The organism is Streptomyces sp. NBC_00162, assembly GCF_024611995.1.
In the GTDB taxonomy this organism is placed as follows: Bacteria; Actinomycetota; Actinomycetes; order Streptomycetales; family Streptomycetaceae; genus Streptomyces.
Window position 1 is genome coordinate 1,450,994 of sequence record NZ_CP102509.1, and the last position, 13,552, is coordinate 1,464,545.

Consider the following 13,552-nt stretch of genomic DNA (forward strand, 5'->3'; position numbering starts at 1 on the left):
AGAGTCGCCGGAACCGCGGGCTCCTACCTGGTGATGGTGATGGTGACGCTGCCGAGCCATAGCAGGTCACGAGCCCGGGTCATCGCCACGAAGAGCTGGCTGCGCAGCAGTTCCTCACGCTCCCGGGCCGTCTCCGACGTCTCCGTACCGCCCGCCGTGTCGGCCTGGGTCCCGTTCGCGAGCACCGCATCGTGCCGGGGCAGGAAGACGTTCTTGAACTCCAGGCCCTTGGCCCTGCGGTAGGTGCCCAGCTTCACCGCGTCGACGGCACGGCCGTCGTAGTGCTCCAACTGGCACACCGGGATGCCCCCTGGGTGAGCAGCCGCTGGTAGTGGCCGATGGCGCGCATGGAGGGGCACAGCAGGGCGGTGTCGGCAAGCGCCCCATCGGGCAGGGCGCGCAGGGCCTCCAGAAGTTCCCTGTCGTGGGCGTCCACCGTGGGCCTGGTGACGCGTACGACGTCCCCGTCGTGGTAGGTGAGGTCGACATCGCGGCGGCCCGGGGTTCGCATGCCGTCGAGGTCCTCGAAGGCATCGTCGGCCACGACGGTGAGGGCCGCGTCCAGGATCTGCTTGCTGTTCCTGTAGTTGGTGCGCAGCACCTGCCCGCGGTCGCCGCGGATGTCGATGCCCGCGTCGGTGAGGCGGAAGCCGCCCGGGTACACGGTCTGCTGGCCGTCTCCGACGAGCAGCAGACCGTTGGGCACATCACCGACGAGCGCGTGCAGGAGGCGCACGCCGACAAGCGTGAGGTCCTGGACCTCGTCGACGATGACGGCCGCGTACGGGGGCCGCTCGCGCCGGCGTGACGCTTCGGCCAGGGCGAGGGAGAGGACGTCGTTGAAGTCGTGGACGCCGCGCTCGCCGCGCAGTGATTCGTACGCCTCGTACAGCTCCCACACCGACTGCCGGTGCGTACGGTGGAGGCTCGCTTTCCTCCGCCGCCTGGGAACGGTCGCGTACTCCTCGAAGCGAGTGAGACCTCGCCCCTTGATGACGTAGTCGATCTCTTCGTGCCAATAGGTGGGGGCCGGGTCGAGCTCGGCCAGTCGGCTCTCGCGGCCGACGTGTTTCCAGGCGAGGCTGAAGGCGGTCTCGGCCTTGTCCCCGTGCAGCCGCACCGGTATGCCCCGCTCCTGCAAGAACTCCTGTGCCCAGGAGTGGAGGCTGCGGAAGTCCACCCGGTCGGCGACGGCCGGAGCCATGGTCCTGAGGAAGGTGCTCTGAACACGGGGCAGGTTGTTGGCGAAGGTGACGTACAGGATGCGGCCGGTCGTCCGCCTGGCCAGGTAGGCCGCACGGTGCAGGGCAACGACTGTCTTGCCGGTACCCGCCGGTCCGCTGATGCGTGCCGGGCCCGACCAGTTGCGGCGCACCAGTGATACCTGATCGGGGTGGAGGAAGGTCATCCACTGCTCGATCGGCGCCCGCATCGCTCCCTTCAAGGCCGCATCACGCAGCCCTTCCAGGTCGAACAGCCCATCTGAGGAGCTTCGTTGGTGGCGCTCGGATGCTGACGACACCTGCTGGTCGACCGCCGACCCCGCATGATCCGGGAACACCCGCTCGAGATGGTCGGCGATCGCCCGGACCGACTCCACCCGCAGCCTGTGCCGCTGCGCCAGCAACACCGGGCCGATCTCGTGTTCACCCAGGAGCCGTATCCGGCCGAGGCCCGCGTCGCGACTCTGCCCGGCGAACACCATGAGCGGCTGGACCGCCACCGGTGACATTCCGAGGGACGCCACTGCGCTCTCGGCAGCCTTCGTGGCGGCGAGCAGCTTGGCCGCGTGTTCCTCCCTCGGCTCGCCGCCGGCTGTGACGTCGATGACGAAGACACCGCCGGGCCCCACCAGCAACATGTCCGCGTTGGCGGTCCGCGGCCCGGGCCACCGCCGGTCGACGCACAACCGCCACCCGCGCGCGGTCAGTACCAACAGCTGGGCGAGAACCCGCTGCTCGCCCTCGTCGGCCGCTTCCCACCGCAGGGCCTGCCGGCGGGCGGCCTGCCACTGCTCCCGGAGTAACCGCTCCTGCCGCCGCGCGTCCTGCGCCCGCTGCGATGCCGCCCCGCCTGCCCCCATACCAGCCCCCTCGTACGCGGAGTAGCGATCATAGGACGGAACGCGACCGGAACGGCAGGGCGCATGCCCGCCTGCCGTACGACGGTCCGGCCCGTGGCTTGCCGCAGCCAACCTCGCTTGGGTCGTCCCCGAACGTCCGGCCTGGCTGCTCCTCTTACGATGGTCGAATCGACAGAGGAGCAGCGTGGATCTCAGACCGCCGGTACCTGCACGGAGACTTGGACCGCATGCGTTGACCGAGGACGGGATTGCGGCCTTGCTGGCCCGTTACGAGTTCGGCGACGCCTGCGTCCGCCGGGTCATGCTCGATCAGGAATTCGGTCCACAGGGGCGGGGGCGAGTGGCCAGGCTCGTGATCGATGCCCGGGTGATCGACGAGGGCCTTCGATGGGAGCCAGTATGCCTGGACCTGTTCGGAGTGGATCGATTCCGAATCGACGAGAGCGGTGACTTCGCCTGGACACTCTACGATCCCCCGCAGTTCACCCGCTTCGACGGGCTGATACAGGTGGACCTGTGCGCCGAACGCTTCGGCAACCTGCACCCGAGTAACGCTCAGGAAGCCTTCGAGGGCTCCGAGTTGGTGTTCGCTGCGACCGACGGCAGTTGGAGTGCCCTCCAGCCCTGGGAATCATGACGCTGCGCTGATCCTGCTGCGCACGCACCGGGTCAGCTGCCGATGCCGAAGTGCACGTACCGCGGTTCCACGTTGCGGCGGTCGAAACCGCCCTGGAGGGTGTAGCCGGAGGCCACCCACTCCGAGGATTCCGGATCATGGCGGTGACAGGTGAGGTAGTCACCCCACTTGCCTCCTAGGGGGCCGTGCGTGCTCGTACTGGTAACGGCCAGCCGCCATTCACCGCCGTCGCGGAAGCCGACCACGTGCGAGGGATGCCTCGGGCCGCCGCCGAGGAACAGCGTGACGCCGACGATTCCTTGGGCGTTCGGGCATGCCGCGGGCTGGGCGTACGCGGACTCCTGGCTCCAGATGTCAGGCTCCTCCACCAGAGCCTGAGTGGTCACGTCGACGACCGCGGCCTTGACGTACGGCATGGGGCGTCCGGATCGGGGCCCGGCCGTCCACAGGAAGCCCGCACGGGTGCCGCTCACCCAGCCGCCGGTGATGCGCGAGTCGGTACGGGTGAGCCACTCGACGCCGCCGGGTCCGGGAGCGGAGAACGGATCACGGGTCCACGAGCTCACCTGCACATCGAACGAGCCCACCGTGTTCGAGCCGTCGGGCCAGCCGTGGATCCGCAGGGTCCGGCCGCCTTTGTGGCTGGCGAAGAACATGCTGCCGGCCGCGCCCTGGGTGAGCCGCAGGGAACCGTTCTGCGTCGTCGTCCACCACTGGTACGTCAGCGCGGTCCTGGCCTTGAGCGCGTCGAGGGGCAGCTTGAAGACGAAGGCGCGCTGCCAGCGGCCGGCAGCGTTGAAGGCGTTGAAGGTGATGTAGAGGTGGTTGGAACTCACTGCCGCGTCCGGGTAGTCGAACCACATGTCCGTCCATGAGGGGTCCAGGTCCAGCGGACTGAAGTCTTGCCAGTTCCATGCAGTCGGGTCGTCACCGGGGGCGTACGCCACACGGAAGACGTTGCTGCCCGCCTTGGCGCTGTACTGGAGGATCCAGATCCAGAGGTCCCGGGTGGGGTCGTAGAGGACGATCTGGTCGCAGCAGAAGCCGCCCGCTGCAGAGGGCAGCGCGGTGAACGGATCGACCAGGGACCATCCCGCGCCGTTGTCGGTGCTGCGGCTGGCGAACCAGTTACCGGTGATGAAGATGTTGTCGTGGGACGTCGCGACGGTCGGCTCGTGGATGGTACCGGTCTGGATGCCGGTGGCGTTGTCGTCGAGGCCGATGTTCTTGATGAGGCGGACCTGAGCCATGACTGCTGTCCTCCGTCACTGCTCCTCGGGCTCGTCGAGCTCCTGGGGAATGGTTTCGGGCACCTGGTCCTGAGCGGGGCCCATCGGCTTGCGACGTGGGCTGAACCTCGCCTCACGGGCGTCGAGCTCCTCGGGTGTCGGCGTACCTTCCGCCGACTCGGCCAGCGCCCTGGCCCGCTTTCCGGGCTTCGTCAGTGACTTCGGCTTGCGGGCATGGCCCACATTCGCTTCCTCCGCCGCGTACGGGGGCCCTCGGTCCGCTTCTCGTTCGACATCTGGCAGCCTCCGGTTCCTGCTGATGAGCTCACTCGGTGCGCGGCTGCAGCGCCTTGGCCCTGCGCCATTCACCGCGCGCGAGCAGCGAGAACGTGAGCGTGGCGCAGACGGCGAGGGCGACGATGACCCATTCGAGCGCCCCGCTGTGCTGGTCGGGGTCGACCCCGAAGACCTCTTCGATCCAGTCGCGCCAGACCAGGGTCACGATGAGAAGGATTCCGCTGATCGTGGCGGCAATCGCCTCGATCCAGCCGCGCATACGCACATTACGCATCATCTTGCGCACCCTTCGCGATTCCACGGCCGGACCGGCCGCTCCACAACCGAGGCCAGGGTGAGCGCGCCCGGCCGGACGGACGGGCGACGACGGCCCGTCAGCGGCAGCGCCACTGCAAGCAGGAGGCAGCAGAGGATGCCGGGCCGAGGCCTCACTCTCAGTAGGCGCCGCACCCCCGGAACTGTCAAACGCACCGGTACGGGTGCGTGCCGTGGAGCGCCGTCTGGACCTCCCGGCGAAGAGTGGGGGCACCCTTCTGCAACAACCTTCAGGTGGGATGGGTGTCGTCGTGTTGGAGTGCGGTGCGGACGCCGGTGATGACCACGGCGATCAGGCAGAGGGCGATGACGGTTTCGGCCCACAGGAAGGCGAACCAGTCCATCACGCAGCCGATCGGGGGTGTGCCGGGAGCGTTGTTGCGGAAGGCCGAGAGGGCGAACAGGGTGGCGGCCATCCAGCCGAGGGCGGCCCAGACCAGGCCCTCTCTGCGGATCGTCAGGTACCAGGCCCCGATGAGTACGGACGCCGCCAGTGCCCACATCACGATCATCATGAAGACCGTGAAGACGAGCAGGCTGCCCGATCGGGCCAGCTCCAGCCCCAGCGCCACGCCGGCAGCCTCTTGCTCTGACGAGGTGGGTGTCGCGGAGATCGAGAAGAGCGTGTCGCTGTTGGAGAACAGCATCCGCACCGGCACCTGCTTTCCGCCCAGCTGTGCCCAGAACTCGATGTCGGTCTCGTAGGTGTCGAACGGGTAGTCGCTGATCGATCCATTCGTGAGCGCGACCTGCACGTCCCTGATCGTGAGCCGCTCGTGCGCCTCGAACTCAAGGTCGCCGAGGGTCTGCGCGGAGGTCTGGAGGCTGAGATCGGCCACCGGGGCGGTCCCCTCCTCCTCGCCGAGGGACCCGAGCGGGGTGACCCGGACCCGCAGTTCCAGCTCTCTGGCCGCGGCGTCGACGCGTTGGACGGTGGCCTCCACGTCCACCCGGTCGGCGGCTTGGGATCCGACGGTGTGGACCGTGTCCATCGCCTGCCGCTCGGAGAACTGGAGCCACGACCCCACGGACACCGCCACCAGGATCAGGATCGCGATGGGCAACAGGACCGGCAGGATCGAGGCCCCGGAGCGGCGTGGGTGACGTGGTTCCCAGGTTGGGGCCATGGTGACTCCGACGAGGTGGGAAGGGAATGGACTCGTCCGGCCCGACGCCCGTCCTGGTCGCCGACAGCGGCGACCAGGACGGTGGCTTCGGAGCGGAGCACGAGCGGTTTCAGGGCTCGGTCTTGAACTCCGGCGCCTCAAGGCTCTTCAGGCATTCGGTCTTCGGCGCGTCCGGGTTCTCGAAGAACGAGACGGCGATGTCCTGGGCGCACTTCGAGGTGGCGATCACCACGTGCGGCTCGTAGGGGATCGTGACGACCTTGGCCTTGCTCAGCGTGCGGGCGACGTACGGCCCGTTGTCCGCCCCGGTCTGGGCGTCGAACGCACCCGACAGCGCGAGGGTGGGGATGTCGCTGCGGGTGACGTCCCTGATCGAGGGCGCAGCCGCGGGGACCTTCCAGACGTCGCAGTCCGGATGGAGGGAGGTGAGCAGCGGGGCCTGGGCCTGCACCGAGCGGGGGAACGACGGGAACTCTTCCTGTCCGCCCTGGAGCGCCGCGTCCTTGCTCTCGTACGGCGTCCACGCACTGCAGAAGATGCCGTAGGCGAGACCGTGCGAAACCACGCCGATGCCCTTGGGGTTGAGCCTCCAGCCCGCCCACTGCTGGGCGATCCGCTGCGGGTTGCCGTTCGCCAGCTCGTCGATGGAGAGCGGTACGGCCTCCGCCGTGTGGGTGGCGGAGGTCAGCCAGTTCACCAGGGTCCCGCCGTCCAGCACGACCTTCACCGGCTTCTCGCTGCCGGGGAGCGTGACGGTGGTGGTGACCGGCTTCGCTTCGAGGTCGCTGACGAGCTTCTCGAAGGTGGCCGACAGGTTCGGATAGCGCTTGTTGCAGGCAGGCTGGTCCGCGCAGGCCTTGAACAGGCCGTCGACGCCCTGCCGGAAGCTGCTCCAGGTCGAGGCCGACCCGGCCTTGGACGGCGGCAGGATGCCGTCGATGCCCACCGAGCGGAGCCCCTCGGGGTGCAGGCGCATGGAGACGAGCGCCAGGTGGGTGCCGTAGGAAATGCCGTACAGGTTCCACTGCTTGATGCCCAGCGCCGTGCGCAGGTCGTCGTAGTCGGCGGCGCTCTCGGTGTCGTTGTAGGCACTGAGGTCGACGCCGCGGGCCGCCAGCCTGTCGCGGCAGGCCTTCGTGGCCTCGACGTGCAGGCGTTCGGTGGACGGAGCGTCGTAGACGAGGCTGACCACCTGTCCGTTGAACTCGTCGATGTTGGGGCAGAGGAGCTCCGGGTCGGCCGAGTACGTACCGCGCTGGGACATGAGGATCACGTCACGGTCGCGGTTCAGGCCGCCGTCGACGGCCATCTTCGCCTCTCCCACCGCATCGTCCCCGGGTCCGCCCGCGAGCCACACGATGGGGTCGGGTTTCGGTGTGTCGGCCACGGCCGGCACGATCGCGACACCGAGTTCGATCGTTCGACTGCTTGGTTTGGCACGGTTCTCGGGCACGGTGAGCGTTCCGCAGCGGGCCTCCTTCAGCTCCTCGATCGGTTCTGCCGTCTTCGGGCAGGGACCCGGTTCGAAGCTGGCGTCGCCCACCGTCCGGGCGACCGTGCCGATCGGCGCTCCGGTGCCGTCGTCGGTACGGGACTGCGCCTGGGCGGGCGCTGTGAGCAGGCCGGTGACGAGGAGACCGGTCGCCATGCCCGCCGACGTGGCCAGAAGTCGTCGTGTGGTGCGCCGACGACGGAGCGCTTGCTGGAGAGTCATCTGCCCTCCCGGCTATTTCGGGATGATCGTGAACGGCTGGGGCTCGAGATCGTCCACGCAACTGGTGTCGGGCGAGCGAGGAACGAGGCCAGCACGCTCTGCGCGCAAGGCGACTGCGGAACCACCCAGTGGCCGATTCCGGGGACCAGCACGGAGGTCGAGTTGGACAGGTTGCGGGCCACGCCCTTCGCCCAACTCGCCCCGGTCTTCACGTCGAACGTGCCGGAGACGACAAGTGCCGGCACCGAGCTGAACGTGGGCACCCTCTGGACGGACGCCCGGTCCGGAACGTTCCAGACCCCGCACACCGGATACTGGAAGGGCAGCTGCGGAGCCTGGGCCAGGACCGTGTCCGGCCACCCGGGGAAGGCCTTCTGCCCCGCCTTCAGCACGTCGGCCTCCGAGTACCCCGGAGCCCATTCACTGCACGCGATCGAGTTCGTCAGGCCGTGCGCGAAGTCGCCGATCTTCTGGACCGAGCCGGCCGCGCGGGCCTGCGCGAAGCGCTCCGGGTTCCCCTTGCTGAGTTCCTCGAGCGCTGCGGGCATGTCCTTGGGTCGGGGGGTGAAGGCGACGATCAGATTCAGCAGCGCGCCCCCGTCGAGTACGGTCTTGACCGGCTTCCCACCGTCCGGCGGCGCAACGTTCAGCGTCAGGGGCTGCGCCTCCAGCTTGCGGACCTGCTCCGTCAGGAGTTGGGGAAGGTCCGGGTACCGGTCCTTGCAGGCGGGCTGCGCCGCGCACGCCGCGAAAATGTTGTGGATTCCCTCGGCGGTGCTGCCCCATGTCCACGGCAGGGTCACGAACTGGGAAGGTGCGATCGAGTCGATCGCCACGGCGCGGATTCCCTCGGGGTGGAGGCGCAGGTAGGTGAGGGCCAGGTTGCTGCCGTAGGAGTAGCCGTAGACGTTCCACTGGGAGATGCCCAGCGCGTTGCGCAGGTCGGCGAAGTCCGCGGCGTTCTCGGTGCTGTTGTAGGCGCCCAGGTCGACTCCGTCGGCCACGAGGCGGGCCCGGCAGTCCGTCACCGCCTTCAGCATGATCTGTTCCGCCTGCTGTGCGTCATAGCCCAGGCCCACGGCCTGCTCGTTGAACCGGTCGACCTCCGGGCAGGCGAGGTTCGGCTGGTCGTAGAGGTTGCCGCGCTGGGCCATGATGATCAGTTCGCGGTCCTTGTTCAGGCCGGAGTCGATCAGGAACGGGATGTCGTCGAACGTGTCGGCGCCGGGGCCTCCCGCCATGAACACCACAGGGTCCGCGGCGGGTTTGTCCGAGGCGGCCGGGATCCTCGCCACGGCCAGCTTGATGGTGCGGCTGTCGGGGCGGGACCGGTTCTCGGGGACCTCGAGGAAGCCGCACTTTGCGTCACTCAGCGCTTCGATGGGCTCGGGCGGCTTCGGACAGGCGCCCGGCACGAACCGGGGGTTACCGGGCTGGGCTGCCCGGCGGGTTGGGCAGGTGCTGACGCGGCGCTACTGGGCGTGGGGCCGAGTGCTGCCAGGCAGACCAGAGCTGCCCCGGCAGTCACTGCGGGGATTCTGTGCTTTGGCATGTGATCTCGTTCCTCTGCCGACATCGGCGGCGGCCCTGCTGTGGCCAGGCCAGGCCGCAGCGTTTTGGGCAGAACGCACCTTCTCGACGCTACCGGGTGGCTGCTTCGCGCGCACCCGGGGTAATCGCGGCCCGCGGCCAGGGCCTTCCCCGGCCGAGCGGCCGGGAGTACCGGTGGGCGCCTTCCCTCCCTTGTGCGCGGCTTCGGGCCACCCGGTAGCGTGGATTGCGTGCGTTCCGCCCACACCGCCGCGCAGCGGTGGCCCGCGTCAGCTCGGTCCCCACGCTCTTCCTCAACGCATCGTTCGACATGAAGGAAGACCGGGGCGAGCTGGGCGCAGAAGACGGCCCGTATTCTGCCCCACTCGACCAGCGTGCAGATTCCCGGCATTGGGCACTGGGTGGTCCCGCAATCGCCCTGCGCCCAGAAGGTGCCGGCGCCCTGAGCCATCCTCGTTCCAGGTAGATAAAGAAGGTGGTGCCGTGAATCGGATGGCGTCGTTGCGCGCCGCCGGGGGCGCCATGGTCGTGGTTGTACTGGCCGGTGTCGCAGGGCCGCAGGCATACGCGACCGGCGATGACCGCGAGAAGCGCAGCGCAGATGTTCTCCAGGAGCTGGTGCCTTCTCCTGATGGCCCGGGCTGTGCGGCAGCTGTCGGCGCGCAGGGAAGCGTTGTCTGGGAGGCGGGGAGGGGGAAAGCCGATCTGACGACCGGGCGCGCCATCACCTCGAAGACGGTCTTCGACATGGCATCCAACTCCAAGCAATTCACCGCAGACGCCGTCCTTTTGTTGGCCGGTCGACACCAACTCGCACTGAGCGACCCCCTGTCCGATTTCCTCGACGACCCGCCCGCCTGGACGCGGGACGTCACCCTGGGCGACTTGATGCGTCACACCAGCGGCATTACCGACTACCAGGATCTGCTGGAGGCCAAGGGCATCAAGGTGACGGATCCGGCCGGCCAGCAGGAAGCGATCGCGGCCATCCTCGCCTCACAACCGGAAGATCCGCCAGGCAAGCGTTTCTCCTACTCCAACTCCAACTACGTCCTCCTGGCACATGTCGTCGAGAGGGTCACCGGCAAGCCGTTCCCGACCTTCGTCCAACAGGAGTTCTTCACCCCGCTGCACCTGCGCATGACTTTGTCCCCTGCGGTGGACGTTCCCGGCAAGGCAAAGTCGTACGACGAGAAGGACGACTCCTTCACGCCCAATTCCTCCCCCTGGAAACAGTACGGAGACGGGTCCGTCCAAACCACCCCTGGGGAATTCGTCCGCTGGGCCGACAACTACCGCACTGGCCGCATCGGTGGACCGGAACTGCTCGCCGGGGTCACGGAGGGAGCGGTGAGTGTGGGCGACGTCCTGCGCGCGCGTGGCATCGAAGAAGGGCGGTACGGGGCCGGAATCCTCCTTCTCCCCGACAAGAGCCTGGTGCATCGCGGCGACTGGGAGGGGTTTCACAGCACCTTCAAAGTAAGCCCGGACCGTGACACTGCCGTCACTGTCGTATGCAACGTGGGTTCACCCGATCATTTCCGTGCGGCAAACCAACTGCTGGACATATGGACCAAATGACGCGTGCGGTCGAGGAGGGGGTTGGTCCCGCAGGCAGCCGCATTTCTCAGGTCTTCTCGTATTCGTCGTGGCGGCGCAGCCAGTGCGTCTCCTCGCCCTCCTCGTGGCGGCCCAGCGGTGTCCGGTCGAGGAGGCCGTAGTAGGCCATGGCGGGCTCGAGGCCGCGCGCGGTGGTGACGTACGTCCGGTAGACGATGCCGTCCGACAGCGCGTAACAGCTCAACCCGGGTCCCTCGGTGACGTACCCGAGCACGTCCGTGCCGCACGCCCGCGCCATCTGGCTCACGATCGGCGGAACCCCGGCCTCCAGGAACGGTCTCAGCTCCTCCGCCGTGTACGTGAAACCGAGGTCGCGGTGGAAGTCGCCGCCGCCGGCGGAGACCCAGTCGAAGCTCCAGCCCATCCGCTCCCGGTAGGGGAGGAGCTTGTCGAGCGGCGCCCGCGAGGAGCAGATCAGCGTCACATCACGGGCCTTGAGGTGGACCGCGTTGGGATCGAGGGTGTCCGCGATCGAGGAGCAGACAGGGCATCCGGCCTCGTACGGCGGTCCGAACATGAAGTGGTAGACGAGCAGCTGCGAGCGCCCGTCGAAGAGGTCCGCGAGCGGCCTGGTCCCGCCTTCGGTCTCGAACCTGTAGTCCTTCTCGACCCGCACCCTGGGAAGTTCCCTCCGCTTCCGCGCGAGCGCGTCACCGCGCCGGGTCAGGTCCTTCTCCTCCACGAGCAGCTCTGCTCGCGCAGCCTCGAATTCCTCCTGTGTGCCGACTCTGTGCTCGGGCATGTGCCTTTCCCTCCTGTGCGGGAGCAGAACACCGCATCGCGGCGGGCGGTCGCCCGCAGCGGCTGCCGTCAGTGCCTGCACCGGCGTTACCCGTCGCCCTACGTCCACCGTACGCGCGCGGCGTCGGACCCTCGCGACCAGCTGGGGGCCCTCAGGGCGCACTCGTCGGGCGCCGTCGATGCGCAGGGAGTGTCGGCGGCTGCCGCGTCCGGGGCGCAACCGTGGCGCTGGCCGCGCGCAACCGGGCGTGGCAGGTCCGGCAGGCGGGTGCTCTCCTCCCGGGTTTTGGGCTTTCCGGTTCTGTGATCTGCTGGAGAGGTCGTCGGACCGTCGGCTGTCCACGGTGTACCACCGCCAGCGGTGTGGCACGGGCGACCGAGGCGGCCGGGGCAACTCGCGTCCTTGGGAGGTTCCCGTGCCGCACCTCCGCCTGGCCCCTCCGGCACCCACGCGGCCCGGAGTCCTGCTTCCCGCGCGGGACCTGGCGGTCGCGTGGTTCCTGATGGTGCTGCTGGCCGCGCTGGCGTGGGTGCTGACCATCGGCCAGTCCCGCCACATGGGGATGGAGCCCGGCACCATGGGCCTGGCGCTCCCTCTCTTCCTGCTGCTGTGGGTGGTCATGATGGCGGCGATGATGCTGCCGTCCGTCGCACCCGTCGCCATCACCTGGGTGCGCGGGATCAACCGCCGTTCGGCCGGCCCTGCCCGCGCCCTGAGGATCGCCGGGTTCGTCAGCGGCTACCTCCTGGCCTGGACCGCATTCGGGCTGCTCGCGTACGGCGCCCTGGCCGCGACCGGGCACCTGGTGGACAGCAATCCCGGGGCGGGCCGCTGGATAGGCGCCGCGGTGTTCCTCCTCGCGGCGGCTCAGCAGTTCGGGCCTCTGAAACGAGTCTGCCTGCGTCACTGCCGCAACCCGATGTTCCAGCTGCTCCAGTACTCGCACTACCGCCCCTGGGCGAAAGACTTGCGGGTGGGCACGCACCACGGGCTCTACTGCGTCGGATGCTGCTGGGGCCTGATGATCGTCCTGATCCCGCTCGGCGTCATGAACGTCGCCGCGATGGCAGGACTGGCGGCCGTGATCTTCCTGGAGAAGCTCTGGCGGCAGGGACCCTGGCTGGCCTGGGCCGTCGGCCTCGTCTTCCTCGTCCTGGCCGTGCTCGCCCCCTTCCAGGACTGGCTGCTGCCCGGCCTGGAGACATCCGGTCCCCCCATGGACCAGATGGCCGGCTGGACAGGCTGAGCCGTGGCTGCGTGCCCCGCGGGAAGCGACCCGTACTGTCCTTCCGTGCGGCGCGAGTCTCCAAGATCGGCACACGGCACGGGCGGCTTTCGCCCACGTGGCAGCGGGGGAGAATTGATATGACCCGTGCGGCCGAGCGCCCGTACTGACGTCCGGCGGGGCAATCGCCGACCGTGCTTCCCGTCCGTACGGGCCGCGAGGAGGCGAGGAGATGTCTGAGACGGCAGCGACCGTTCCGAGATGGCACGCGGCCGGCGACTGGTTCGATACGTGCAGGTGCGACGTTCCCTGCCCCTGCTCGTTCGCCCAGGCGCCCACCTACGGCGAATGCGACGGCGTCCTTGCCTGGCACATACGCGAGGGCAACTACGGCGAGGTACGACTGGACGGCCTCAATGTGCTGATGCTCGGCTCCTTCGTCGGCAATGTGTGGGCCGAGCACACCGATACGTTCGCGGCGGTATTCCTCGACGAGCGAGCCGACGGCACGCAGCGCGAAGCACTACAGATGATCTTCGGCGGCCAGGCCGGCAGCTGGCCTGCCGAAATGGTGAGCATGATGGACGCCGAAATGCGGGGCATGGACTTCGCCCCCATCGAGATCGAGGTCGACGAAGACCTCGGCGGCTGGCGGGCCACCATTCCCGACCGGGTCGAGGCGAGCGCGCAGGCGCTCACCGGACCGACGACTCCCGAAGGCGCCCGAGTCCAGTCGACCAACCTTCCGGGCTGCGAGACCGGGCCGGGACAGATCGCGACCTGGGGCCGCTCGACGGCGGACCGCGCCGACGCCTTCGGTTTCCGCTGGAACCGCGAAGGCCAGTCCAGCAAGCACATCACCTTCGACTGGACGGGCCCCGACTGAAATCGGCCGCTCCCGTCCGGCGGACGCCAGTCCCGCCGGGTCCTCGGGTGGAAGCAGCCGGCCCACACACCGCCGCTCGGCGGCCTCCAGGGCTGCCCGCCGTCCGCGCAGCCGGGCAAGCGGCGG

13 protein-coding genes are annotated in these 13,552 nt (G+C 68.7%); 4 read left to right on the forward strand and 9 right to left on the reverse strand.

Annotated features, from left to right (window positions below):
- Positions 1–23: 23 nt before the first annotated feature.
- Positions 24–299, reverse strand: coding sequence for a 3'-5' exonuclease (locus tag JIW86_RS07465; protein ID WP_257553060.1), 276 nt, complete (start codon positions 297–299; stop codon positions 24–26).
- Complete coding sequence (locus JIW86_RS07470; RefSeq protein WP_257553061.1) at positions 254–2,083, reverse strand: nuclease-related domain-containing DEAD/DEAH box helicase; 1,830 nt, start codon at positions 2,081–2,083, stop codon at positions 254–256. Before JIW86_RS07470 ends, JIW86_RS07465 begins: the two co-directional genes overlap by 46 nt.
- A 232-nt stretch (positions 2,084–2,315) precedes the next feature.
- Between JIW86_RS07470 and JIW86_RS07475 the strand changes: the two genes are divergently transcribed.
- Positions 2,316–2,720 (forward strand): hypothetical protein, encoded by a 405-nt coding sequence (locus JIW86_RS07475; RefSeq protein WP_257553062.1) that lies wholly within the window; start codon positions 2,316–2,318, stop codon positions 2,718–2,720.
- Between the two features lie 32 nt (positions 2,721–2,752).
- Here JIW86_RS07475 and JIW86_RS07480 read toward each other — a convergent pair whose 3' ends face one another.
- The 6 genes from JIW86_RS07480 to JIW86_RS07505 form a co-directional block, all read right to left on the reverse strand.
- On the reverse strand, positions 2,753–3,970 hold the full coding sequence (locus tag JIW86_RS07480; protein ID WP_257553063.1) for a hypothetical protein: 1,218 nt from the start codon (positions 3,968–3,970) through the stop codon (positions 2,753–2,755).
- A 15-nt stretch (positions 3,971–3,985) separates the two neighbouring features.
- Complete coding sequence (locus tag JIW86_RS07485; RefSeq protein WP_257553064.1) at positions 3,986–4,192, reverse strand: hypothetical protein; 207 nt, start codon at positions 4,190–4,192, stop codon at positions 3,986–3,988.
- An 82-nt stretch (positions 4,193–4,274) separates the two neighbouring features.
- Positions 4,275–4,523: an ABC transporter permease gene (locus JIW86_RS07490; protein ID WP_251065759.1), complete on the reverse strand. Its 249-nt coding sequence runs from the start codon at positions 4,521–4,523 to the stop codon at positions 4,275–4,277.
- Positions 4,524–4,791: 268 nt separating this feature from the next.
- The gene (locus tag JIW86_RS07495) at positions 4,792–5,688 is read right to left on the reverse strand and encodes a DUF4436 domain-containing protein (RefSeq protein ID WP_257553065.1); all 897 of its coding nucleotides are present in this window, start codon (positions 5,686–5,688) and stop codon (positions 4,792–4,794) included.
- A 109-nt stretch (positions 5,689–5,797) separates the two neighbouring features.
- Positions 5,798–7,402 carry an alpha/beta fold hydrolase gene (locus JIW86_RS07500; protein WP_257553066.1) on the reverse strand — a complete coding sequence of 535 codons (1,605 nt, stop codon included), beginning with the start codon at positions 7,400–7,402 and terminating at the stop codon, positions 5,798–5,800.
- Positions 7,399–8,817 carry an alpha/beta hydrolase gene (locus JIW86_RS07505; protein WP_257553067.1) on the reverse strand — a complete coding sequence of 473 codons (1,419 nt, stop codon included), beginning with the start codon at positions 8,815–8,817 and terminating at the stop codon, positions 7,399–7,401. Before JIW86_RS07505 ends, JIW86_RS07500 begins: the two co-directional genes overlap by 4 nt.
- A gap of 628 nt (positions 8,818–9,445) precedes the next feature.
- On the opposite strand from JIW86_RS07505, the gene JIW86_RS07515 reads away from it, so the two are divergent.
- Positions 9,446–10,534, forward strand: a complete 1,089-nt coding sequence (locus JIW86_RS07515) for a serine hydrolase domain-containing protein (RefSeq protein WP_257559245.1) — start codon at positions 9,446–9,448, stop codon at positions 10,532–10,534.
- 46 nt (positions 10,535–10,580) lie between these two features.
- Here JIW86_RS07515 and JIW86_RS07520 read toward each other — a convergent pair whose 3' ends face one another.
- The gene (locus JIW86_RS07520) at positions 10,581–11,315 is read right to left on the reverse strand and encodes a DUF899 domain-containing protein (protein WP_257553068.1); all 735 of its coding nucleotides are present in this window, start codon (positions 11,313–11,315) and stop codon (positions 10,581–10,583) included.
- Between the two features lie 415 nt (positions 11,316–11,730).
- Between JIW86_RS07520 and JIW86_RS07525 the strand changes: the two genes are divergently transcribed.
- Together JIW86_RS07525 and JIW86_RS07530 are read left to right on the forward strand one after the other, a co-directional pair.
- On the forward strand, positions 11,731–12,561 hold the full coding sequence (locus JIW86_RS07525) for a DUF2182 domain-containing protein (protein WP_257553069.1): 831 nt from the start codon (positions 11,731–11,733) through the stop codon (positions 12,559–12,561).
- A gap of 211 nt (positions 12,562–12,772) precedes the next feature.
- Positions 12,773–13,426 (forward strand): DUF1326 domain-containing protein, encoded by a 654-nt coding sequence (locus JIW86_RS07530; RefSeq protein ID WP_257553070.1) that lies wholly within the window; start codon positions 12,773–12,775, stop codon positions 13,424–13,426.
- The last annotated feature ends 126 nt before the right edge of the window (positions 13,427–13,552 follow it).

What these genes read in the sequence shown, in the direction of transcription:
- JIW86_RS07480 (WP_257553063.1), bottom strand. Translation starts at nt 3,970, where the DNA reads ATGGCTCAGGTCCGCCTCATCAAGAACATCGGCCTCGACGACAACGCC.
- JIW86_RS07490 (WP_251065759.1), bottom strand. Translation starts at nt 4,523, where the DNA reads ATGATGCGTAATGTGCGTATGCGCGGCTGGATCGAGGCGATTGCCGCC.
- JIW86_RS07515 (WP_257559245.1), top strand. Translation starts at nt 9,446, where the DNA reads ATGGCGTCGTTGCGCGCCGCCGGGGGCGCCATGGTCGTGGTTGTACTG.
- JIW86_RS07500 (WP_257553066.1), bottom strand. Translation starts at nt 7,402, where the DNA reads ATGACTCTCCAGCAAGCGCTCCGTCGTCGGCGCACCACACGACGACTT.
- JIW86_RS07470 (WP_257553061.1), bottom strand. Translation starts at nt 2,083, where the DNA reads ATGGGGGCAGGCGGGGCGGCATCGCAGCGGGCGCAGGACGCGCGGCGG.
- JIW86_RS07520 (WP_257553068.1), bottom strand. Translation starts at nt 11,315, where the DNA reads ATGCCCGAGCACAGAGTCGGCACACAGGAGGAATTCGAGGCTGCGCGA.
- JIW86_RS07530 (WP_257553070.1), top strand. Translation starts at nt 12,773, where the DNA reads ATGTCTGAGACGGCAGCGACCGTTCCGAGATGGCACGCGGCCGGCGAC.
- JIW86_RS07495 (WP_257553065.1), bottom strand. Translation starts at nt 5,688, where the DNA reads ATGGCCCCAACCTGGGAACCACGTCACCCACGCCGCTCCGGGGCCTCG.